Source organism: Phosphitispora sp. TUW77, assembly GCF_048453025.1.
Lineage (GTDB): Bacteria > Bacillota > Thermincolia > Thermincolales > UBA2595 > Phosphitispora.
On record NZ_CP156677.1, the window covers coordinates 12,923 to 36,189 of the forward strand.

Here is a 23,267-nt window from a genome sequence, read left to right on the forward strand (position 1 = left end):
GAAGGGGAAACCCGCCGAAGGGGCAAGATCCGGTAGTCCCATACCGGATTAAAACTCTCAGGTATACTTGGTGTATGTTACTGTAACGGGACAGACCTCTGGAGAGACTTGAATTTATCAAGCGCCGAAGGAGCAAAACCGGGCATTTCCGGCGAATCTCTCAGGCAAAAGGACAGAGTGAAGGGGATGTTCTTCTACATTGTAGGAGAAGCTTGTTCTATTGTTCTTTTTCAGAGGTCAGCATTAGGTTGACCTCTTTTCTTGTATAATAAAATTTCGTATAATAATTTTTTGATGAAAAAACACTATGAAGGGGACAGTAAGCAGAGGATTTTTGCAGAGAGCCGGTGGACGGTGTAAACCGGTAAAATCTGATGCTGAATCCACCCCAGAGTGGGGAGTTTTTTAAGCTTCACCGGTTGATGCCCGTTATAGCATTTTTAAGGTGGACCGATTTATCGGTCAATCAGGGTGGTACCGCGGGAAACAACCTCTCGTCCCTGAGAAAGTGAAATTCTTTCTTTGGGATCAGAGGTATTATTTTTATTGTCGATCCAGGAGGTGGATAGGAAAGAACAAGAACATATTTTTTTATAGGATACAAATATTAAACATTATGAGTATCCAAAAGTATATTAACACACAATTTTGAAGGGAGTTTTTAAAAATGAGTGAGAGAGTATTTAACTTTAACCCAGGTCCTGCTACGTTGCCGTTAGAAATATTGGAAGAAGCCCAAAAGGAGATGCTGAACTATAAGGGAACCGGAATGTCGGTTATGGAGATTAGCCACCGTTCCAAGCAGTTTGAAGAAATAATAGTGGGAGCAGAAACTTTGCTCAAAGAATTAATGGGAATTCCTGATAATTATAGGGTTCTTTTCATTGGTATGGGAGCAACCGGACAATTTAATATGATACCTATGAATTACATAGTAGACGAAAAAGCCGGTAACTATGTAATTACTGGAAGTTTTGCCAGCAAGGCTTATAAAGAAGGCATAAAAATTGGTGAATCTCATGTTGCAGCAAATACAAAGGAAGTCAACTTTACTCGTGTAGCTAATCCTGATGAAATTAAGCTGAGTGATAATCCGGCTTTTCTTCATATAACTTCAAACAATACAATTTTTGGCACACAATGGAAGGTTTATCCGGAAACGGGAGAAGTTCCTCTGATTGCTGATATGTCAAGTGATATTCTTTCCAAGAAAATCGATGTATCTAAGTTTGCTCTGATTTATGCAGGGGCACAAAAAAACTTGGGACCTGCAGGAGCTGTCGTTGTAGTAATCAGGGAAGATATGATTGAAAAATCCAATCAGAACTTGCCAACGATGTTGAAATATGATACTTATGCAAAAAATAATTCTTTATACAATACCCCTGCATCATTTACAATTTATATGATTAAGCTAATGCTGGAGTGGGTTAAATCTGAGGGAGGGCTGGAAGCAATCGAAAAACGCAATGAGTATAAAGCCGGTCTTGTATATGATGCTATTGATAATAGCAATGGGTTTTATACGGGTCATGCAGAACCATCCAGCAGGTCATTGATGAATGTGACTTTTAGGCTTCCAAATGAGGACCTTGATAAAGAATTTATTGCAGAAGCAGCCAAAATAGGACTTGCAGGTCTTAAAGGACACCGAGAAGTGGGCGGTATCAGGGCTTCTATTTATAATGCCATGCCTGTTGCCGGCTGCGAAAAGCTTGTTGAGTTTATGAATGATTTTAGAAATAAAAAAGCTTAATATATTAAGAGGGGAGATGGAGATAAAATGAAGGTATTGGTATTGGACAATGTTTCTGAAAAGGCAGTAAAAATCCTGTCAGAAGGCGGGATTGAGGCTGTGGTTAATAATGATAAAATGACAGAAGAACAGCTTTGTGGGATTATTGGTGAATATGATGGGGTTATCGTGAGAAGTGCAACCAAAATTACCGCACCGGTAATTGCGGCAGCCAAAAACCTTAAAATAATCGGTCGTGCCGGCGTCGGTGTTGACAATATTGATATTCCTGCAGCAACAAATGCCGGGGTAATTGTAGTTAATGCTCCAGACGGGAATACAATAGCTGCTACGGAACAGACCTTGACCTTGATGCTGGGCTTAGCTCGTAATCTTCCCCAAGCACATAAGGACCTTAAGGAAGGTAAGTGGATGCGTAAGGAATATCTTGGGGTTGAATTAAGAAATAAGATTCTGGGAATCATAGGTCTGGGAAGAATTGGAACTGCAGTTGCCAAGAGGGCTCAAGCTTTTGAAATGAAGACTATTGGCTATGACCCCATGGTAGCACCTGAAGCAGCAGCAGCTAATGGGATTACCTTGAAGTCTCTGGAAGATGTTATTAAAGAAGCTGATTTTTTGACCCTGCATATTCCAAAAACAAAAGAATCATTCAACATGATTAATAAAGATACTATTGCAATGATGAAGGACGGTGCCAGGATAATCAATGTGGCCCGCGGCGGTGTTGTTAATGAAGAAGACCTTTATGAAGCTGTAAAGAGCGGCAAATTGGCCGGAGCTGCACTTGATGTCTTTGCAGCAGAACCTACCATTGAGAGTGCGCTGTTTGAGCTAAACAATGTAATTGTAGCTCCGCATCTCGGAGCTTCAACCAAGGAAGCTCAAGTTAATGTGGCTTTGGATGTGGCAGAAGAATTTGTAAGTGTATTGGTTAATGGTGAAATGGCTAAAAATGCCGTTAATCTTGCTCCAATCAGACCGGAGATATTAGCTGCCATTAAACCATTTCTAACACTTGCAGAGCAAATTGGCAAAATGCAGTCACAGTTAGCTAATGGTTCTGTTAAAAGTATAAAAATAACATATAGCGGCGAGCTGGCACAAGTTGAGGTCTCTCCTCTAACCACATCATTTCTTAAAGGCTTCCTGGAGCGGATGATGGATGAAACAGGTTCTGTCAATTTTGTTAATGCCCCTATTTTAGCTAAAGAAAGAGGCATTGTGGTTGAAGAGATTAAGACCGCTGAAGCAGGTGACTACACGGAATTAATTTCTGTGAAGGTAGAAGCTGATAGTGTTCAAGAGGTATCGGGAACCTTGTTTGGTAATGATGACCCAAGGATTGTGATGATAGATGGTTACCGGATCAATGTTGTTCCTGAAGGAAATATTCTGGTAGTACCACATCAGGATAAGCCAAAGATAATTGGGCCGGTTGCTAACTTGATTGGGGAATTTGATATTAATATCGCAGGAATGCAGGTAGGCCGCAAGGAAATGGGAGGAAAGGCAATCATGATCCTGGAGGTAGATACGGCTGTGTCTGATGCCACTGTAGCTGAAATTGCCAAAGTGAAGGGTGTTTATGATGTGAAAATGGTTACACTGTAAATATATGTGCGAGTGTTTGAAAAACAGATTTCTATATAGTATAATTAAAAAATAGGGAAAAATCAGTATTCCCACTGATAACGGGATGTGCCTCTCGTCCCTGATAGAATTTCTGTCAGAGATGAGAGGATTTATTTCAAGGGGGCGCATATAGTGTTAGATTTAAAGTTTGTTCGAAATAATCCCGACAAAGTCAAAGAAGCCTTGAAAAAACGCGGGGAAGTTGTCGAATTGGACAAGTTTCTTGAATTGGAAGATCAGAGGCGCAAGAAACTCGTTGAAGTGGAACATTTGAAGAATAGACGTAATATGGTTTCTGAAGAAATTGGAAGACTCAAAAAAGAGGGTATAGATGCCGAAGACAAGATTATCAATATGAGACTTGTATCTCAGCAGATAAAAGAAATGGATGATGAGTTAAGAGAGGTTGAGGAGAAACTTTCCTATACATTGCTTACGATTCCTAACATACCAAATGAAAATGTGCCGGTTGGTTCAAGTGAAGAAGATAACTGTGAGGTTAGAAAATGGGGTGAACCTAGAAAATTTGATTTTGAACCTCTGGCCCATTGGGATATAGGTGAAAACCTGCAGATACTGGATTTTGAGCGTGCCGCTAAAGTAACCGGGACCAGGTTTGCCTTTTACAAAGATTTCGGGGCTCGGTTGGAACGCGCAGTGCTAAATTTTATGCTTGACTTACATAGCAGGAAACATGGTTATATGGAAATTTTTCCTCCATTTATGGTAAATAGGGATAGTATGACTGGAACCGGTCAGCTTCCCAAATTTGAAGAGGATGCCTTTAGGATAGATAATACAGATTATTTTTTGATTCCTACCGCAGAAGTACCGGTTACTAACCTGTATCGGGATGAGATTCTTGATGGAGACAAGCTTCCACTATATTATTGTGCATACAGCGCATGCTTCCGGGCTGAGGCAGGGGCTCACGGGCGTGATACCAGAGGCCTTATTAGACAACACCAGTTCAACAAAGTGGAGCTGGTTAAGTTTTGCAGGCCGGAAGATTCGTATGATGAATTGGAAAAGCTGACAGCAAATGCAGAAAATGTGCTGCAGCTGTTGGAGCTTCCTTACCGTGTAGTATGTTTGTGTACCGGTGACCTGGGATTTAGTTCAGCCAAGACATATGATATCGAGGTATGGCTGCCAAGCTACGGTACTTATAGGGAGATATCATCTTGCAGTAATTTTGAGGATTATCAGGCCAGAAGAGCACAGATAAGGTTTCGGAGAGAACCTAAGGCGAAACTCGAATTTGTACATACACTTAACGGTTCAGGATTGGCTGTGGGAAGGACGGTAGCCGCTATCCTGGAAAACTATCAGCAGGAGGATGGAAGCGTACTCATACCCGAGGTTTTACAGCCTTACATGGGAGTTGATAGAATAGCCAAATAGCATACAAATGCTTTTATTGACAACGATTTTTTTCTATGTTATACTCTAGAATGTATCGGACGGAGGGGTGTCCGAGCGGTTTAAGGAGGCGGTCTTGAAAACCGTTGAACTCTTACGGGTTCCGTGGGTTCGAATCCCACCTCCTCCGCCATAAACTAGTTGGCAGTTAGCAGTAAATAGGCTGTAGTACTGACTGTTGGATTTTTAGTGCCAGTCACCAAAAGAAATAGACATTACGGAGAGATGGCCGAGGAGGTCGAAGGCGATCGCCTGCTAAGCGATTATACGGGCAAAACCTGTATCGAGGGTTCGAATCCCTCTCTCTCCGCCATATTGTGCGCCCGTAGCTCAGTTGGATAGAGTGTCTGACTACGAATCAGAAGGTCACAGGTTCGAATCCTGTCGGGCGCGCCATTTATAAGACAACAAACTGCCATGGTGACTGCCATGGCAGAACTGTATAAATACATGTCCTCGTAGTACAATGGATAGTACAACCGCCTCCTAAGCGGTAGATTCAGGTTCGACTCCTGACGAGGGCACCATTTTTGTTAAATGGGCCGGGGGCTATTTTCCAAGCCCACTGGCTTTAAATAATTTATCCAGAAGATAGCATTTTGTCAGGACGGGGTTTGATTTTGAATCATCAGTATTATATGTCTATAGCTATGGAAGAAGCCAAAATTGCTTTTGAATTAGGGGAAGTGCCGATTGGGGCAGTTATTGTGCTGGATGGAGAGATTGTTTCCAGGGCTCATAACATGAAGGAACAGTGGAAGGATGCAATGGCCCATGCTGAAACAGTGGCAATAAACAGAGCTGTGAAACAACTGGGACACTGGAGGCACCTCAGGCATTCTGCACTTTATGTGACCTTGGAACCTTGCCCGATGTGTGCCGGGGCTATTGTTCAGTCACGGATAAAGCTGCTGGTTTATGGGGCAGATGACCCGAAAGCCGGCGCTGTCTGTTCACTGATGAATATAGTTCAGGACCCTAGATTGAATCACCGGGTTGAAGTGGTGGCTGGGGTAATGCAGAAGGAATGTAGTGAAATAATGAAAGATTTTTTTAAGAAATTGAGGAATTCGGAAGTATAAAAGTGCACCGGACCTGTCCGAAATTTATATGGAGAAGTAGCGAAGAGGTTGTAACGCGCCGCACTCGAAATGCGGTTGTCCGCAAGGGCACGTGGGTTCGAATCCCACCTTCTCCGCCATCATAAATTTACGAAGTTCTGCATATTGGCAGGGCTTTTTTATTTGGACACCTTTTTATAAGAATTCCCATAGAAAAATTTTTGGGGGGATTATATCAAATTCAAGATTTTTGTGCTAGAATTTAAAATCTATTGATTAAAAAGTACCCTGCAGGAGGTGTTCTTTTGGGGCAGCAGTTTACAACATTACCACCCCCCAGATACCGTTACATAAGCTTAAGGAAGTGCCCCCTAAACCAGTATCCCCTCCGGTGCTGCCAGGGGCAGCAGCTAAATTGGCCGGGTTCGTGTTAGAAAATGCTGAGACTGTAAAAGAAAAAAAGAAGGAACGGCGAATGGAATTAGCAGGCTTGGAACCGGGAGATCCCCTGTCCACAGTCCATCTTATCAAGCTAGGGTTTAAAAATGTTGTGACCAATGTACCAAGACTATTAAAAAAATACTGGTTGTTTTTATAAAACAGTGTATTTTACTGGAGATAAAGTTGTAGTAATTGATAATGCCGGCCAAAGCTTTGTTGTATCTGCCAAAGCAGATACTGACAGTTTGGTTGGCATATTAAATGAAATTACCGGTATCAGCAGGCTGGTGAATGCAGAAGTTAACGTAAAGACAGGGATTAAATCTGCACTGGCGTTTACGTCTTTGATTGATGTTACCAGGAAACATGCTCTTGGTCAATAGCCGGATTTGGGGATATGCCTGTTGGGTATGTTGGAGAAGAAATTTTGTTAATGTTTAATAAGGCAGAGGGGAGTAGATGGCTAACCTCTTATATTAAATCTTTTCGCTTGCCAAATGTCATATTAAATGCTGAAGAATTGGAATCTGCTATGACTGCATTGATAGATGCCTGCCTGGTTGAAAAGGGCGAATATGGTTATCGCTTAATTGGCGAAGCATATGACCTTGCTTCAAACTTATTGATTTTTGAAAATGTAGCTCATGTACGCTGTGGTCAGCAAATAAAAGGGCAAATTGTAACCGGCGAAGCCTTGTTCCTGCAGGCTGGCATTCATGATGTACTCATGTTGGATGTGGATGCAGAGACTGTGGAGTTCAATACAGTTTCCACTCAAACTATGATAGAATATCTACAAAGCATAATGCTTAAAGCTCCTGACTTTAGATGAAACAATTTTCCCTAAAATGGGGGTTGTATGCCTTTGAGATTTATGTTACTATATCTCAGTAAGGCATGTAATAATCATGTACACAATATCACATAATAGTTAATGAAGAATCGATAATCGTATTTTAATGGAGAGGTGTCCGAGTTGGTCGAAGGAGCACGACTGGAAATCGTGTAGACGGGGACGACCTGTCTCGAGGGTTCGAATCCCTCTCTCTCCGCCATAACTAACAATTACCAGGCCAGTGACCTCCTGCTAAAAGCTAACTGTCACTGGCTCTAATGTCTTAACCATAATAGTTAAATAATATTTGTAAAAGATATATATTTTGCCGTGCTACATGGGGAGGTAGCGGTGCCCTGTACCTGCAATCCGCTATAGCAGGGTGGAATCCCTGTCCCCGGCTTTATTTCTTAAGGTCTGACCGGCGCAAGTGGCGTTGAAGACCGGGTCTTACGCAACGCGAACCTGTGAACCCCGTCAGGTCCGGAAGGAAGCAGCGGTAAGCAGACCATCGTGTGTGCCGTAAGGGTGCCTGGTCTGAGTTAACTGTGCCGGTAACGCTTGGGAGATGATTGTCAAAGACAGGTGCACGGCTAAAAATTATATAAACATGTAAAAGGCCTTTGTGGTTTGTGTATTGCCATGTAGGCCTTTTTCATGTTCCATTGCATATTAAGTAGTTTTGGGAATAGAAAAGGAATTGGGCTGTTCACAGCGAATTAAAATAAGTTGCGACATATATTTGTTTTATGAGATAATAAAATAACATCCCAGACAAAAAGAAGGTGGCCTAAATGAGTTATGTGGCCCTATATCGTGAATGGAGACCACAGAATTTTTTTGATATAATGGGACAGGAACATATTACCCGTACCCTGCAGAATGCTCTTAGGAATAACAGGATTGCCCATGCCTATCTTTTTTGTGGACCTAGGGGTACCGGAAAGACTACTGCGGCAAAAGTAATGGCAAAAGCTTTAAATTGCCTAAACGGCCCAGGAGTTGAACCCTGCAATGATTGTGAGAACTGTCACAGGGTGACGAGCGGGAGTTCTATGGATGTAATGGAAATTGATGCGGCTTCAAACCGGGGAATTGATGAAATCAGAGATTTAAGGGAAAAAGTAAAATTTGCCCCTACTGAAGGTAGATATAGAATATATATTATTGATGAAGTGCATATGCTGACAACAGAGGCTTTTAATGCATTGCTGAAAACTCTTGAGGAACCGCCGGCACATGTTGTTTTTGTATTGGCAACGACAGAGCCTCATAAGATACCTTTGACCATTTTATCTAGATGTCAGAGGTTTGATTTTAAAAGGATTAGTCTGGCTGATATAATTAAAAGATTAAGAGTAGTTGTTGATGACCAGGGAATACAAGCCGATGAGGAGGCTTTAGGACTTATTGCGCGCAGCGCTGAAGGTGGAATGAGAGATGCATTGAGCATTTTGGATCAGTGTATATCTTTTGGAGGAAAGAATGTAACCGTTTCTAATATAAATGATGTTTTGGGTACAGTGAACAGTGAATATATGTTTCAGATAACGGAATGTTTCCTCGAAAACAATGCTACTCAAACTCTCAAATTAGTTGACCAACTGGTACGGCAGGGAAAAGATGTCAGACAGTTTACCAAAGACCTTACTGAGTTTTTTCGCAATTTATTGTTGACAGAGGTTTGCGATGATGTGGGTGAATTGGTTGCAGTAACGGAGGAAGTCTTGAAGCAGATGAAAAACCAAGCATCCGCCTTGGGGAAAAAACGGATTCTGTCGTATATTGATATTTTTTCGGATGCAGAACGTGAGATGAAATGGACGTCTCAGCCAAGACTTTTATTGGAACTGGCAGTAATAAAAGCAGGAGAAAAGGTGCAGACTGCAGATTATGAGGAATTAAACTCAAGGATTGCCAAGCTTGAGGATATTCTCGCTGCTACGCCAACAAGCACACAACAAAGAAATATACAACAAACAACCATTGAGCAAAAAAAGACTGACAATTTTGCTGAAAAACAGGCTGTGGATACTGAAACCATTAAAAAGTGCTGGCAAGAAATCCTGAACCGAATTAAGAAGGTACGTATGTCGGCAGGGGCTTTTTTGGTAGAAGGAGAACCCATAGATGTGGAAAAAAACTGTCTGGTATTAAGTTTTGCTCCGGAATATGGTTTTCATAAAGAAAAGGTTGAACAACAGGAAAACAGGAATACCATTGAACGGGTGATTAAAGAAGTAACAGGTGCTGACTTGAAAATAATGTGTAAGTTTAAAAATGAATTAGATGTTTGTTCTACGGCGGGTACTGATTTTGGTGTTACTAAAGACCGTCTTTTGGAAAAAGCTATTAATATTTTTGGCGGGGAAGTAATTGAAATAGAAGATTGACATATGGATAATTTGTTTTTAAATATTAGGCATTGATGAGGAGGAGATTTAATATGATGAATATGGGAAAAATGATGAAACAAGTTCAGAAAATGCAGGCTGATATGGCCAAACTTCAGGAAGAACTGGCAGATAAGACTGTTGAAGCTACTTCCGGAGGAGGGATGGTTAAAGTAGTTGCTAACGGGAAGTTGGAAATAAAATCAATTGAAATAAATCCCGAAGCTGTTGACCCTGAGGATGTAGAAATGCTGCAGGATATGATTCTTGCTGCTATCAATGAAGCCATCCGTCAGTCTCAGGAAATGACGGCCAGGGAAATGAGCAAGATTACCGGTGGAATGAATATTCCCGGATTATTTTAGGTAGGTGAAATTATTTGCTGTATTATGCAGAGCCGGTAGCTAGACTTATTGAACAGCTTGGGAAATTACCTGGCATAGGGCCTAAGACGGCTCAGAGACTGGCTTTTTATCTCCTTAATTCCGATGTCCTGGAATCGAAGGAGCTTGCTAAGGCGATTATTGAGGCTAGGGAAAAAATCAGGTATTGCTCTGTATGCAGTAACCTTACAGATGAAGACACATGTCGGATATGTCAGAATCCATCTCGGAACAAAACTATTATTTGTGTAGTTGAAGAACCTCGTGATGTGGTGGCTATTGAGCGTACCGGTGAATATAAGGGTTTATATCATGTCCTGCAGGGGACTATTTCACCCATGGAGGGTGTTGGTCCTGACCAGCTAAAAGTAAGAGAACTGATTGAGAGGCTTAAAAATAATAATGTCACGGAAATAATTGCGGCTACTAACCCCGATGTTGAGGGTGAGGCTACAGCAATGTATCTGGCAAGGCTAATTAAGCCACTTGGTATAAAGGTTACCCGGATTGCCCATGGGCTGCCTGTAGGGGGAGATTTGGAATATGCTGATGAGATAACATTATCCAAAGCATTGGAAGGGCGTAGGGAGTTATAGTTTGCAAAGGTTCAGGGCATAACTCCGAAAATTATATCCGGAAATTACCATACAATTACTATAGAGTTAGCTTAAATTAATGTTTACATGTATTTAAATTCGTGCTAAAATATCTACCAAACACATAATTATTATGAAAAGCATTGACGGAGATAAGTAAGCTGAGTACCGGTTTTGACAGGGATTAGGGGTCATAGACTGAAAGCCTCTTAAAACATGGTCAGGCCCAAATTCACTCCCGAGCTGCCTGTTGAAAAGAGTATTTATTTCTGACTAGACCAGGCCGGAACTCCACCGTTAAATGGAAGAGGGTATCAGATTTGAGTCAGCAGTCAGCAGTTAGCAGATGGTAGCTGGCAGCAGAATCTCGTACCTGCAAGTGAGCGGGTTACATTTGTAACCAAATTGGGTGGTATCGCGGAGCTAGGCTTTCGTCCCTTTAAGGATGAAGGCTTTTTTGCTTTTTGAATAAAGAAAAGCCACCAATTTTGGCAAACAATAGATGTAACAATCCGGGTGGTACCGCGGAAGTAAAGGCTTTCGTCCCGTTGCAGGGCGAAGGTTTTTTTAATTATTAATATTGAGGGGGAGATACCATGATTGTAGTTATGGATCTTAGGGCAACTGAAGAACAAGTTGAAGCAGTTTATAAAAGATTAGAAGGAATGGGTTTTAAGACTCATCTCATAAAAGGTGTTGAACGTTTGGTTATAGGTGCGATCGGTGACCGGAAACAGATTCAAAATTCAGGGATAGAGATTATGCCCGGAGTTGAAAAACTGGTCCCAGTTATGAAGCCGTACAAACTTGTCAGCAGGGAAGTTAAGGTTGAGGATACAGTGATAAAGGTTAGGGATTTTAATATTGGCGCTGAAGAAATTATAGTTATTGCCGGGCCGTGTGCTGTGGAGAGCAGGGAACAGCTGCTGGAAACTGCGGAGTTGGTTGCCGCTGCCGGAGCCAGGGCTATTAGGGGAGGGACATATAAACCCAGGACTTCACCCTACAGCTTCCAGGGTATGGAAGAGGATGGTTTGCAGCTCTTGGCTGAAGCTGGAATAAAAACCGGTTTGGCAACCATTACCGAGGTAATAGATGAAAAAAGTCTTGGTTTAGCGGTGAATTATGTTGACATAATTCAAGTTGGGGCTCGGAACATGCAGAATTTCCAGTTATTGAAGGCTGCAGGCAGGGTTAGCAAGCCTGTGGTTCTGAAAAGGGGGTTGTCCGCCACCATGGAAGAATGGTTAATGGCTGCTGAGTATATTATGTCAGAAGGAAATTATAATGTAATATTGTGTGAACGAGGTATTCGTACTTTTGAAAACTATACAAGGAACACCCTTGACCTAAGCGCCGTACCACTAATTAAACAACTGAGTCATTTGCCGGTTATTGTTGACCCGAGTCATGCCACAGGTGAATGGCGGCTAGTACCGCCATTGTCTAAGGGTGCTGTGGCGGCTGGTGCAGATGGTTTACTGATAGAAGTTCACCCGGACCCTGTGACAGCTTTATGTGATGGTCCCCAGTCACTGACACCGGATAATTTCAAAATTCTTATGCAAGAGCTTCGTGCGGTGGCCCAGGCAGTGGGCAGAGATATTTGATTTAAAGGAGAGATATATCAATGGCAGAAAAATATGGATACCTTGGGCCTGCGGGCACGTATTGCGAAGAGGCGCTTTCAGTTTACCTAGGGGGCAAAAATTATAAAGCTGTGTCTTGTTCCGGAATCGATAAGGTGATTTTTTCGTTACTGGCGGATGACATTACCCATGGAATGGTTCCGCTGGAGAACTCTACAGAAGGAACTGTTAATGTTACTCTGGACCTTATGATGACAGCCCCTGAATTGAAAATCACAGGTGAAATCATTATGCCTATAAGACATAACTTGCTGGCAAGACCGGGTACAAAAAAAGAAGCAGTTACAGCAGTAATTTCGCATCCCCAGGCACTGGCCCAGTGCCGGAAGTATCTTACAGAGAACTTACCCCAGGTATCAGTATATGAGGTTGGCAGCACAGCAGAAGCAGCCCGGATAACTGCAGGTAATGGGGATTGTATTGCAGCAATAGGCAATGAGGCTGCTGCTGCTAGATACGGTCTGGAAATAATAGATAGAGATATTCATGATTGCAAGGAAAACTGCACTAGATTTGTCGTGCTCTCGAAACAGGAGAATACTGCTGTATCGGCAGATTCTAAAACATCCCTGGTTATTTCTATTACTGACCGGCCAGGCGGCTTGTATCAGGTTTTGAAGGAATTTGCTTTAAATAACATTAACCTGACAAGGATAGAATCCCGGCCTGCCAAAAGAAGTTTGGGAGAGTACCTGTTTTTTATAGATTTAGTTGGGCATCTTGAAGACCCAGTGATTAAAAATTGTCTAGAAGCAGTGAAAGATATGTCGGCATCTTTCAGAATATTAGGTTGCTATCCAATATGGGGAGGCGCCTGCACCGGCCAAAAAAAAGTGTCTGAGCAGCATATTTCCCCGTCTGTTGAGGAATTAAGGCAAAACATCGATATCATTGACTACCAGCTTGTAGATCTGTTAGCTCAGAGAACACAGATGGTTTCATGGATAGGCAGTCTAAAACAGGGGATTCAGGCTGTAAGGGACAAGAAGCGGGAGCAAGAAATATTGGAACGAGTCAGGCATAATGCGATACGGAAGGGAGTTAATCCAAATCTGATGGAACAAGTTTATAAAATACTGTTTGAGCATTTTGTTGATTTACAGGTGAAGCAGCAGAACAGTTAGTAAATGGAATAAACTTGTCTGGCGTTAAAAAAAAAGAATAACATTTACCCCCCTTTAATATATTTTATTGTAACCGGAGGGGGGTTGTTTATGAAGGACATAATATTTAAAGGTGTACGAATATGTGGAAAAGTCCTAAATAAAGTATTATATTTTTTTGAAGTAGGACATGCCAGGGAAAACTCGCGTTGCCAGCAGCCAGAGCTTCTTGATTTAATTAAGGAAGCACACCAGGAGTGGGTTCATACCCTGGATAAGTTCAATTATCCGATTGAAGAGGATATGATTGATTTTGCCATATATAATATTAATGCTGCTGAAAAAAAATATGGGTACCTGATTAAAAAAGCCCGAAAAGAAAAAATAGCCTTGCATCCATTTAGTGACATGACGGAGTATAATAACATGCACAGTTCTTGATAAGCTTTGACTGAAATATATGGGGGAGGTGATAATATGGACCTGAATATTGTCATAGCATTTGTTTTTGGTTTGTTACTGCTTTACCTGGTAGGACGAGTGATGGTTATACCTATCAAACTGATTATGAAACTAGTTATCAATGGAATAGTTGGAGGAGTGGCCCTCTGGGTAGTAAATTACTTTGGGGCATTTTTAGGTATTCATATACCTCTTAACCCCATTACAGCCCTAACTACGGGGTTCCTTGGCATCCCGGGAATAGTATTGTTATTAGTAATTCAACAAATTATTTCAGCATAGGGTAATCTTTTTTGTGACAATGTTATTCTCCTATCCATAGTGACATTTTCTCACGATAGTTAATAGGGTGACAATATTACAAGATAAACACATAACGGAAAAATTTAACTTGACTACGACAAACCCATTTAGTATACTATTATTCATGAAGCTTAGGGGCAATTCAATTTTAATTATTGAAACTGCTTCAGATACAGGCTTTTATTTTTTTACCATTAACTAAGTTTTTTTTAATTTTAAAACAGTTTGTCTCTTACTTTATTTAGCAGGAGCTTTAGCGAAGCTTAGTATGGGGTTATAGGATAAAAAGCTTTAAAAATTTATATACTAAGAAGAAATATGTTTGGGGGGATCCCCATAGAGGAAAGAGTTTTAGAGGCTTATATAGGTGAATATGCCAGCGGTAAAAGTGAAGTTGCTGTTAATAGGGCAATAGAATTACATAATAACGGGCACCAGGTTACGATTACCGACCTTGATTTGGTGGAACCATTTTATACACTTCGTCCTATTAAAAAAAAGCTTTTAGAAATGGGTATTGATGTAGTTGCCTGGGAAACCAGTGAAACCCTGGGACTGGGCGAAGCAGGAAGTACGCTTAAACCTGAAATGCGTTGGGTTCTCAGGAGACCGGGGGATATTATTCTTGATATCGGCTACGGTGTTGAAGGGGTCAAGGCCCTTAACCTTATTGAAAATTCCTTCGAATCAGGTCTGAAGATATACGTAGTTCTTAATATCGGAAGGCCGATGACTGCTTCTGTTGATGACATAGTAAACTATGTCAATGAGTTAGGACCGGTAGATGGTCTGGTGAATAACTCCCACCTGGGAGATGATACAACTATAGATTTTGTCCAAGAAGGCTCCGGGATCGTTTCTGCTGCTGCAGGGATACTTAATCTTCCTGTTATAGCCACATATATGGACATTAAATTAAAAAATAATGTAACCGGTAACACAGATTTTATGGGTAAACCAATACGTTTTTTGACCCGCTATATGGTGGATGCATTCTGGTAAAGGAAAGAAGTCCCCATTAATAATAAATAAGGGTGTTATAACTTCAGGAGGTGTTATTCCAATGGTCGAAAAGCCCATCCAGGGAGAGAAACGAGTCTTTATGACTGGTAATGAAGTTGTTGCCTGGGCGGCCCTGGCTGCTAAAGCCGAAATAATGTACGGGTACCCAATTACACCACAAAATGAAATCATGCATTACTGGACACGGATGGCGCCCAAATTTGGGAGGAAATTTTTGCAGACTGAAGATGAACTGTCTGCAGGCTTTACTACTTTGGGGGGAGTTCTTTCAGGGAGAAAAGCGTTTACCGCTACAGCTGGACCCGGCAACACACTAATGCAGGAACCACTGTCCATGGCTGAAATGATGCGTATTCCGTCTGTGGTAGTTATTCAGCAGAGAGGGGGACCTTCTACTGCTACTGTTATTTACTCTCAGCAGGAAGTTACTATGACTACTTTTGGGGGAAATGGTGAAGGTTTTAGGATTGTTTACTCTACTTCAAGCCACCAGGAATTATTCGATTATACCATAAAGGCATTTAATTCTGCTTGGAAATACCGATTCCCAACCTTTGTATTGGCTGATGGGTATCAGGCGAAAATGCGTGAATCTCTCAATATCTATGACCCTGAAGAAAAGGGTATTGAATTGATTCAACCTGAGGCTACCATTGGAAAGCTTGTGGTAGACGGCGCAAAAGAGCCTGTTCATGTGAGGAATACATATAACACTGAGGAAGAACTGCATGCGGTTCTAGTTAAATATATGGAAGATTACCAGAAATGTGCTCCGGAGATTGAGGAGTACCAGAAATTTGATTGTGATGATGCTGATGTTGTTGTTGTCAGCCACGGGGTGGTTTCCAGGGCAGGTAAAGCAGCTGTACAGGAACTGCGCAAGGAAGGGTTAAAAGTCGGGTTTTTCAGACCGGTTACTCTGCGTCCTTTCCCAGCAGATCAGTTACGGGCGGTTGCTGATAAGACAAAAACCTTGTTATTTGTTGAATCTGCTTTTGGACAAATGGCCAAACTGGCGAAAGAAAGTATTTTTGGTTCCACTGTAAACGTGGCAACCCTCTTTAAACCGGGTGTTGGAATTACCTCGGAAGAAATAGTCGCCAAAGTAAAAGGCTTGCTTTAGGGAAGGGAGGCAATGAGGAAAATGAGTACGATACCACAGATGCCAAAAAGTTGGCGTCTTGAAACTAAACCCCATAAATTTTGCCCCGGATGCGGACATGGCTTGGTGCTAAAGGCCCTGGGTGAAGCAATTGATGAACTGGGAATCCAGGATAAAGTTGCTTTTGGCTGTGATATTGGCTGTTCCCTGCTAGCGTGGGATTTTTTCAATGTAGATACCGTACAGACACATCATGGCAGAACCACTCCTGTAATGACAGGGATTAAGAGAGCTAATCCGGATGTTATATGTATTGCATACATGGGTGATGGAGGCGGTTATGCCATTGGATCCCAGCACTTAGTTAATGCCGCTGCAAGGAATGAGAGAATTACGGCCATTCTGGTTAATAACTGTAATTATGCTATGACCGGTGGTCAAATGGCACCGACAACACTACCCGGCATGAAAACGGAAACATCTCCTTATGGCAGGGATGTGGAGCAGACAGGATATCCTACACAGGGGCCCGAAATGGTAGCAGCAATTACTAGAGATGGTGCTTATGTAGCCAGGGGAACGATTGCAAACCTTAAACAGCTTAAGGGTTATTTGAAAAAGGCCTTGGAAAATCAAATTGCTGGCAATGGCTTTTCTTTTGTTGAGTCATTGGCTACCTGTCCCACTAACTGGAGGACTAACGCCAAGGATACATGGGCATTTGTTGAAAAAGAAATGCCAAAGTATTTTAAAGTAGGCGAACTTAAGAACCCTGCTAAGAAGGGGGACGAATAATTATGGCAAAATTAATCAAAATTGCCTTGGCCGGGGAAGGTGGGCAAGGTGTTCAGTCAGTAGCTCAAATAATTGCCGAAGCAGCTAATGAAGAAGGAAGAGAAGCGCTTTATATACCAAATTTTGGGGTTGAACAAAGAGGCGGGGTTTCAGTGGCTTTTCTTCAAATAGGAGAAGAACAAATAGGTTCTCCTAAGTTTCAGACAGCGGATATAGTTGTTGCCCTAAGCGACCGGGCAGTAAGAAGGACTAAGCAGTATGTTGACAGCAATACTACTTTTGTTTATGATAGCTCCATTGAAGGGGTTGAAAATGACATACCCCAAAATGCGGGACGTATCCTCGCTATTCCGGCTATAGAAATATCAAGAACAGAGCTGCACCCGCGTGTATTTAATATTATAATCATGGGCGCTGTTATTAAGGCTACCCAAGTGGTTTCTGAAGACCAGGCCCGGGCTGCTATTGAAAAGAAACTCGGATACAAGTTTGAACAGAACCCCAAATTGAGAGAGCTTAACTTTAAGGCTATTACCCGGGGAATGGAACTTGTAGAAAAGGCCCAATAACAAGGAGGTAAGTACTGTGAGTGTAGCGTTAAAGACCTTCTCTTATGAAGGAGAAAAAGGTTTCTGGACAGTTTTTCCCGGATTCTGTAAGGGTTGTGGCCTTTGTATTGAAAAGTGTCCTAAAGATTGCCTTAAGTGGTCAGAGTACCTCGGTGTATATGGGACGCCCACAATTATACCTGACATGAATAAATGTATAGCATGCGGAATTTGCGCAATCGTATGCCCTGATTGTGCGATTACGATAGAAAAAAACAAATAAGAGAAAAATACAAGAGAGCGATTAGCTCTCTTCTGCTTATTTGAGAGTTGTCAGATAAGTTTGTATTAATATAGAATCAGGCAGTACGTTAACAGGCGTGCTGCCTCTTTAAGTATTGTCAGATTGGTAGTACTTATGTTTACTATGACTAGGAGGCTATAGAAAAGCATTGCCAATACCTGTCTGAGAGGGGTAAACTGGAAGAGTAAAGGTGCGTTAGTTCTGGACGAACTTTATATAGAAAGGGTTTGGGGGTGTTTATAATGAGAATAATAAAATATGAGGACATTGTCAGAGTAGTTAGCATTTTGTGTCAGGAAGCCAATTATTATTTGGGAGAAGATGTTTTGGAGGCTATTAAGAAAAGCCGGGAACAGGAAGAATCTCCCCTTGGTGTCACAATTCTTGACCAGTTGATAGAAAATGCAAAAATAGCCCGGGAAGAACACATACCAATGTGTCAGGACACGGGTTTTGCGGTATTTTTTGTCGAGGTTGGTCAAGATATCCACATAGAAGGGGGCATCCTTGATGATGCAATCAATGAAGGAGTAAGGCAGGGTTATACGGAGGGTTACTTAAGGAAGTCTATTGTTGGGCATCCCCTGGAAAGGGAAAATACCGGTGATAACACTCCTGCCATTATTTATACAAGCCTGGTGGCAGGTGATAAAATGAAAATTACTGTAGCTCCCAAAGGAGGAGGCAGTGAGAACATGAGTTCTATCATGATGCTCAAACCATCCCAGGGAGTGGAAGGTGTGAAAAAATTTGTAGTGGATACTGTAGATCAGGCCGGTTCTAATCCCTGTCCACCCATTGTTGTGGGGGTCGGCATCGGTGGAACCATGGAAAAGGCCGCGCTTCTGGCAAAACAGGCCCTTTTAAGGCCGCTGGACCGGCACCATGATGATTCGTCTATTGCGGAACTGGAAGAGGAATTGCTGGATAAGATCAACAAACTGGGCATTGGGCCTCAGGGGCTTGGCGGCAGGACCACCGCATTGGCAGTGAATATTGAGATTTTTCCGGTACATATTGCTAGTCTGCCGGTCGCAGTAAACATTAACTGTCATTCGGCACGGCATAAAACTATTATTTTATAAAAAGAAGGTGAGCTTATTGGCTGAATATACAGTAGAAGTGCCTATGGGTGATGAGATGGTCGAAAAAATAAAAGCAGGAGATTTGGTTTTTCTTAATGGCACAATTTATACAGCAAGGGATGCGGCACATAAAAAACTTTTTGAATTAATACAGAAAGGTAAAGAGCTGCCAGTTGACCTTAAAGGGCAGATCATGTATTATGTGGGACCTTCTCCGGCCAAACCAGGACAGGCAATAGGTTCTGCAGGGCCCACCACCAGTGGGCGTATGGATGGTTACACGCCGGCTTTACTTGACCTTGGGTTAAAAGGAATGATTGGTAAGGGCCAGCGTTCTCAGGAAGTGCTGGATTCAATAAAAAAGAATAAGGGAATTTATTTTGCAGCTATAGGAGGAGCAGGTGCGCTTATTTCAAAAAGCATAATCAAGTCAGAGGTAATTGCTTATCCGGAGCTGGGTCCAGAAGCAATATACCGGTTAGTGGTTGCAAATTTTCCGGTAATTGTAGTTAATGATGTTAATGGAGGAGATATGTATAGGATCGGCCGCGAACAGTATCAGGTCCAATAAAAAGACTCTACGGCTGCAGGGATTTTTTTTAGGCCGGAAGAAGTTAAAATAAATAGGTTCAGACAATAAAGGGGGCGGTTTGAGTGAAAGACATTATGGAAAGGGCCCTGCGGCTGCATAAGGAACTGGTTGGTAAAATTGAAGTAACTAGCAAAGTAGAAGTCGATAGTATGGATGCATTAAGCTTGGCATATACACCTGGGGTAGCAGAACCGTGCATGGTTATCCATCAAAACCCGGATGCAGTTTATGAATATACTGCCCGAGGCAATATGGTAGCTGTAATATCTGACGGTACAGCTGTTCTCGGGCTTGGAGACATTGGCCCGCTAGCAGCCATGCCTGTGATGGAAGGAAAATGTGTTCTTTTTAAAAAATTTGCCGGAGTAGATGCTTTTCCGTTGTGTATTGCTACCAAAGATGTAGATGAAATCGTTCAGGTGGTAAAAGCTTTGGAGCCAAGCTTTGGTGGAATAAATCTGGAAGACATATCAGCCCCCAGGTGTTTTGAAATAGAAGCGAGGTTAAAGAAGGAAACTCGTATTCCGATATTCCATGATGACCAGCACGGCACAGCAGTAGTTGTTCTGGCTGCTCTGCTTAATGCATTGAAGGTGGTTAACAAGGAATTGGATAAAATAAAGCTTGTTCTTAACGGAGCAGGTTCAGCCGGCATTGCGATTACAAAATTGATGCTGAAGGCGGGTTTAAACAATGCAGTGCTTGTTGATCGCTTCGGGATTGTCTGTGAAGGTGAGGATTGGATGAATCCGGCCCAGATTGAAATGGCTAAGGTAACTAACAGGGACATAATAAGTGGAACTTTGGCGGATGCACTTAAAGGTGCTGATGTTTTTGTCGGTGTTTCTGTTCCGGGGGTTTTGACACAAGAAATGATAGCTTCGATGAACTCAGCCCCGGTGATTTTTGCAATGGCTAATCCTATTCCCGAAATAAACCCTGAAGATGCTTTGATGGCAGGGGCGGCTGTGGTTGGTACAGGGCGATCTGATTATGCCAACCAGGTTAATAATGTGTTAGCATTTCCCGGAATATTTAGAGGTGCGCTTGAAGTCCGGGCATCAGATATAAATGAGGAAATGAGAGTTGCTGCAGCATATGCTATTGCAGGTTTAATAGGTGATGATGAAAGAAGAAGAGATTATATTTTACCAAAGGCTTTTGATCCAAGAGTAGCTCCTGAGGTTGCTGCGGCGGTGGCTAGGGCAGCAGTGGAATCTGGTGTTGCTCGGGTCCAGACACCTGTAGATTATGATAAAATAAAGGAAGTTACGAAGAAACTTGTCGAGAAACAAATGCTTAAGTGAAGCAAAGTATGGCATTCAATGCTGCAATTCATAAAAACACAGATTTTTAAGGGAAAGTTGTTGACAATATACTTACAGGTATGCTATATTAGTCAATGTCGATGCCACTCTAACGGCTGGAATCGAAGGAAGAAAAACGATTTGATAAGCCATGGATCGGTACGATTTAAGCAATAAATTGCCAATTGACACATACGGGTCAAATATGGTAATATGAAATTCCGCGGCAGGGAAGCCGATAAAATAAGGCATGGATGCCGCTGGAAATAACACCCAAAGAAGAAGATAGGTTATTGAGGAGCGAGTATGGCAAGGAAAAAGTTGAGGAGGAACCGGAGCGTAGCAGAGGAAATCCCCATTTTGTTACCAAAACCCCGAGGTTTTAGAAAACCTCGGCGTTCTGACAAAACGGGAAACCCCCAAACGTGAGGATTCCGTCGAAACTTTTGACACCGCCAGGCGAAGCTCATCAACAACCGGTGGTCCTTGAAAACTGAACAGTGGAGAGATGGTTGTATAGAAGCCAATAGACGTTAGCCGAGAGCTAAGCAGTATTGGCAAAGCAACAACTAACTCGAATAACTCAAAGAATTAGACCTCGTCTAAGGAAAAGAGTAATTCCGAAACAACAAACAAAAGAGAGCTAAATCAAGCACTCAGCTGAAGAAGACTAGTGGCGCAAGTCACTAAAGATATTCACGGAGAGTTTGATCCTGGCTCAGGACGAACGCTGGCGGCGTGCTTAACACATGCAAGTCGAACGGGCGAAGCGGGATAGCTTGCTATCCTGCAGAGCTAGTGGCGGACGGGTGAGTAACGCGTGGGCAATCTGCCCGTAAGAGGGGGATAACACCTGGAAACGGGTGCTAATACCGCATAACATTATTTTTACGCATGTAGAGATAATCAAAGGAGCAATCTACTTACGGATGAGCCCGCGTCTGATTAGCTAGTTGGCAGGGTAACGGCCTACCAAGGCGACGATCAGTAGCCGGCCTGAGAGGGTGAACGGCCACACTGGAACTGAGACACGGTCCAGACTCCTACGGGAGGCAGCAGTGGGGAATCTTCCGCAATGGGCGAAAGCCTGACGGAGCAACGCCGCGTGAGTGAAGAAGGCCTTCGGGTTGTAAAACTCTGTCATCAGGGAAGAAACAAATGACGGTACCTGAGGAGGAAGCCACGGCTAACTACGTGCCAGCAGCCGCGGTAATACGTAGGTGGCGAGCGTTGTCCGGAATTACTGGGCGTAAAGCGCGCGTAGGCGGGAATTTAAGTCAGGAGTGTAAACTGACGGCTCAACCGTCAGCTTGCTTCTGAAACTGGATTTCTTGAGGGTATGAGAGGGAAGCGGAATTCCTAGTGTAGCGGTGAAATGCGTAGATATTAGGAGGAACACCAGTGGCGAAGGCGGCTTCCTGGCATACAACTGACGCTGAGGTGCGAAAGCGTGGGGAGCGAACGGGATTAGATACCCCGGTAGTCCACGCCGTAAACGATGGGCACTAGGTGTAGGAGGTATCGACCCCTTCTGTGCCGTAGTTAACACAATAAGTGCCCCGCCTGGGGAGTACGGCCGCAAGGCTGAAACTCAAAGGAATTGACGGGGGCCCGCACAAGCGGTGGAGTATGTGGTTTAATTCGACGCAACGCGAAGAACCTTACCAGGGCTTGACATCCCCTGACCGTTATGGAAACATAATTTTCTGCCTTCGGGCAGACAGGGAGACAGGTGGTGCATGGTTGTCGTCAGCTCGTGTCGTGAGATGTTGGGTTAAGTCCCGCAACGAGCGCAACCCCTATGTTTAGTTGCCATCAGGTAAAGCTGGGCACTCTAGAGAGACTGCCGGTGACAAACCGGAGGAAGGTGGGGATGACGTCAAATCATCATGCCCCTTATGTTCTGGGCTACACACGTACTACAATGGCCGGTACAATGGGCGGCGAAGGGGCGACCCGGAGCAAATCCCATCAAAGCCGGTCCCAGTTCGGATTGCAGTCTGCAACTCGACTGCATGAAGTCGGAATCGCTAGTAATCGCAGGTCAGCATACTGCGGTGAATACGTTCCCGGGCCTTGTACACACCGCCCGTCACACCACGAAAGTTGACAACACCCGAAGCCGGTGAGCTAACCGCAAGGAGGCAGCCGTCGAAGGTGGGGCCGATGATTGGGGTGAAGTCGTAACAAGGTAGCCGTATCGGAAGGTGCGGCTGGATCACCTCCTTTCTAAGGAGACTAACCTTCTATAAAAAGAAGGAGGTTGTTTAGAAACGAGCATGGCAAGGAAACAGTTGAGAAGGGGCCGGAGCGTACTGAATGTACGTGAGGATTCCGACGAAACTGTTGACGCAGTCAGGCGAAGTTTATTAACAACCGATACACTCCTAGGTCGATCAACCATCTCTTCGAGACTGTTCACTAGTGAACAGTCAAGCACTGTTTAGTTTTGAAGGACTATAAGTTCTTCTA

The 23,267-nt window shown here is 43.0% G+C and carries 22 protein-coding genes, 6 tRNA genes, 1 rRNA gene, 1 other RNA gene, 1 riboswitch and 1 other annotated feature; all 30 genes read left to right on the plus strand.

What is annotated here, in order from left to right; all coding sequences use genetic code 11:
* Positions 1-88 precede the first annotated feature (88 nt).
* A riboswitch (glycine riboswitch) is annotated at positions 89-186 on the plus strand.
* 112 nt (positions 187-298) lie between these two features.
* Positions 299-505: a binding site (T-box leader), on the plus strand.
* Positions 506-667: 162 nt separating this feature from the next.
* The 30 genes from serC (at position 668) to ABFY19_RS00215 (ending at position 23,024) form a co-directional block, all read left to right on the plus strand.
* Positions 668-1,756 carry a 3-phosphoserine/phosphohydroxythreonine transaminase gene (gene serC / locus ABFY19_RS00070; protein ID WP_418791259.1) on the plus strand — a complete coding sequence of 363 codons (1,089 nt, stop codon included), beginning with the start codon at positions 668-670 and terminating at the stop codon, positions 1,754-1,756.
* Between the two features lie 27 nt (positions 1,757-1,783).
* On the plus strand, positions 1,784-3,370 hold the full coding sequence (gene serA, locus ABFY19_RS00075) for a phosphoglycerate dehydrogenase (protein WP_418791260.1): 1,587 nt from the start codon (positions 1,784-1,786) through the stop codon (positions 3,368-3,370).
* A 153-nt stretch (positions 3,371-3,523) separates the two neighbouring features.
* Entirely contained in the window at positions 3,524-4,795 is a 1,272-nt protein-coding gene (gene serS / locus ABFY19_RS00080; protein ID WP_418791261.1) for a serine--tRNA ligase, read from the plus strand.
* A gap of 61 nt (positions 4,796-4,856) precedes the next feature.
* A tRNA-Ser gene (locus ABFY19_RS00085) sits at positions 4,857-4,946 on the plus strand.
* A gap of 86 nt (positions 4,947-5,032) precedes the next feature.
* A tRNA-Ser gene (locus ABFY19_RS00090) sits at positions 5,033-5,126 on the plus strand.
* A 6-nt stretch (positions 5,127-5,132) separates the two neighbouring features.
* Positions 5,133-5,209: transfer RNA gene (locus ABFY19_RS00095), tRNA-Arg, on the plus strand.
* A gap of 56 nt (positions 5,210-5,265) precedes the next feature.
* Positions 5,266-5,340, plus strand: a tRNA-Arg gene (locus tag ABFY19_RS00100).
* Positions 5,341-5,451: 111 nt separating this feature from the next.
* Entirely contained in the window at positions 5,452-5,895 is a 444-nt protein-coding gene (gene tadA, locus ABFY19_RS00105; protein WP_418792499.1) for a tRNA adenosine(34) deaminase TadA, read from the plus strand.
* Positions 5,896-5,925: 30 nt separating this feature from the next.
* A tRNA-Ser gene (locus ABFY19_RS00110) sits at positions 5,926-6,014 on the plus strand.
* Between the two features lie 224 nt (positions 6,015-6,238).
* Positions 6,239-6,472 carry a hypothetical protein gene (locus ABFY19_RS00115; RefSeq protein ID WP_418791262.1) on the plus strand — a complete coding sequence of 78 codons (234 nt, stop codon included), beginning with the start codon at positions 6,239-6,241 and terminating at the stop codon, positions 6,470-6,472.
* A gap of 4 nt (positions 6,473-6,476) precedes the next feature.
* On the plus strand, positions 6,477-6,698 hold the full coding sequence (locus ABFY19_RS00120) for a hypothetical protein (RefSeq protein ID WP_418791263.1): 222 nt from the start codon (positions 6,477-6,479) through the stop codon (positions 6,696-6,698).
* A 14-nt stretch (positions 6,699-6,712) separates the two neighbouring features.
* Entirely contained in the window at positions 6,713-7,147 is a 435-nt protein-coding gene (locus ABFY19_RS00125; RefSeq protein WP_418791264.1) for a hypothetical protein, read from the plus strand.
* A 129-nt stretch (positions 7,148-7,276) separates the two neighbouring features.
* Positions 7,277-7,370: transfer RNA gene (locus tag ABFY19_RS00130), tRNA-Ser, on the plus strand.
* Between the two features lie 108 nt (positions 7,371-7,478).
* Positions 7,479-7,743, plus strand: an RNA gene (gene ffs / locus ABFY19_RS00135) — signal recognition particle sRNA large type.
* A gap of 201 nt (positions 7,744-7,944) precedes the next feature.
* Positions 7,945-9,543, plus strand: coding sequence for a DNA polymerase III subunit gamma/tau (dnaX, locus tag ABFY19_RS00140; protein ID WP_418791265.1), 1,599 nt, complete (start codon positions 7,945-7,947; stop codon positions 9,541-9,543).
* Between the two features lie 53 nt (positions 9,544-9,596).
* Positions 9,597-9,908, plus strand: coding sequence for a YbaB/EbfC family nucleoid-associated protein (locus ABFY19_RS00145; RefSeq protein ID WP_418791266.1), 312 nt, complete (start codon positions 9,597-9,599; stop codon positions 9,906-9,908).
* A 14-nt stretch (positions 9,909-9,922) separates the two neighbouring features.
* Positions 9,923-10,522, plus strand: coding sequence for a recombination mediator RecR (gene recR, locus ABFY19_RS00150; protein WP_418791267.1), 600 nt, complete (start codon positions 9,923-9,925; stop codon positions 10,520-10,522).
* Positions 10,523-11,118: 596 nt separating this feature from the next.
* The gene (aroF, locus tag ABFY19_RS00155) at positions 11,119-12,132 is read left to right on the plus strand and encodes a 3-deoxy-7-phosphoheptulonate synthase (protein WP_418791268.1); all 1,014 of its coding nucleotides are present in this window, start codon (positions 11,119-11,121) and stop codon (positions 12,130-12,132) included.
* Positions 12,133-12,152: 20 nt separating this feature from the next.
* Complete coding sequence (gene pheA / locus ABFY19_RS00160; RefSeq protein WP_418791269.1) at positions 12,153-13,295, plus strand: prephenate dehydratase; 1,143 nt, start codon at positions 12,153-12,155, stop codon at positions 13,293-13,295.
* 90 nt (positions 13,296-13,385) lie between these two features.
* On the plus strand, positions 13,386-13,715 hold the full coding sequence (locus ABFY19_RS00165; protein ID WP_418791270.1) for a DUF2508 family protein: 330 nt from the start codon (positions 13,386-13,388) through the stop codon (positions 13,713-13,715).
* Between the two features lie 36 nt (positions 13,716-13,751).
* Positions 13,752-14,018, plus strand: coding sequence for a pro-sigmaK processing inhibitor BofA family protein (locus ABFY19_RS00170; protein ID WP_418791271.1), 267 nt, complete (start codon positions 13,752-13,754; stop codon positions 14,016-14,018).
* 339 nt (positions 14,019-14,357) lie between these two features.
* Positions 14,358-15,041, plus strand: a complete 684-nt coding sequence (locus ABFY19_RS00175; protein ID WP_418791272.1) for a hypothetical protein — start codon at positions 14,358-14,360, stop codon at positions 15,039-15,041.
* Between the two features lie 61 nt (positions 15,042-15,102).
* Positions 15,103-16,185: a ferredoxin oxidoreductase gene (locus ABFY19_RS00180; protein ID WP_418791273.1), complete on the plus strand. Its 1,083-nt coding sequence runs from the start codon at positions 15,103-15,105 to the stop codon at positions 16,183-16,185.
* 21 nt (positions 16,186-16,206) lie between these two features.
* On the plus strand, positions 16,207-16,959 hold the full coding sequence (locus ABFY19_RS00185) for a thiamine pyrophosphate-dependent enzyme (protein WP_418791274.1): 753 nt from the start codon (positions 16,207-16,209) through the stop codon (positions 16,957-16,959).
* A 2-nt stretch (positions 16,960-16,961) separates the two neighbouring features.
* A complete protein-coding gene (locus ABFY19_RS00190; protein WP_418791275.1) occupies positions 16,962-17,528 on the plus strand; it encodes a 2-oxoacid:acceptor oxidoreductase family protein in 567 nt (188 codons plus the stop codon).
* Between the two features lie 16 nt (positions 17,529-17,544).
* The gene (locus tag ABFY19_RS00195) at positions 17,545-17,790 is read left to right on the plus strand and encodes a 4Fe-4S binding protein (RefSeq protein ID WP_418791276.1); all 246 of its coding nucleotides are present in this window, start codon (positions 17,545-17,547) and stop codon (positions 17,788-17,790) included.
* A 263-nt stretch (positions 17,791-18,053) separates the two neighbouring features.
* Positions 18,054-18,896, plus strand: coding sequence for a fumarate hydratase (locus ABFY19_RS00200; RefSeq protein ID WP_418791277.1), 843 nt, complete (start codon positions 18,054-18,056; stop codon positions 18,894-18,896).
* Between the two features lie 43 nt (positions 18,897-18,939).
* A complete protein-coding gene (locus ABFY19_RS00205; protein ID WP_418792500.1) occupies positions 18,940-19,467 on the plus strand; it encodes a Fe-S-containing hydro-lyase in 528 nt (175 codons plus the stop codon).
* 95 nt (positions 19,468-19,562) lie between these two features.
* The gene (locus tag ABFY19_RS00210; protein ID WP_418792501.1) at positions 19,563-20,795 is read left to right on the plus strand and encodes an NAD(P)-dependent malic enzyme; all 1,233 of its coding nucleotides are present in this window, start codon (positions 19,563-19,565) and stop codon (positions 20,793-20,795) included.
* Positions 20,796-21,490: 695 nt separating this feature from the next.
* A 16S ribosomal RNA gene (locus ABFY19_RS00215) occupies positions 21,491-23,024 on the plus strand.
* Positions 23,025-23,267: the final 243 nt, after the last annotated feature.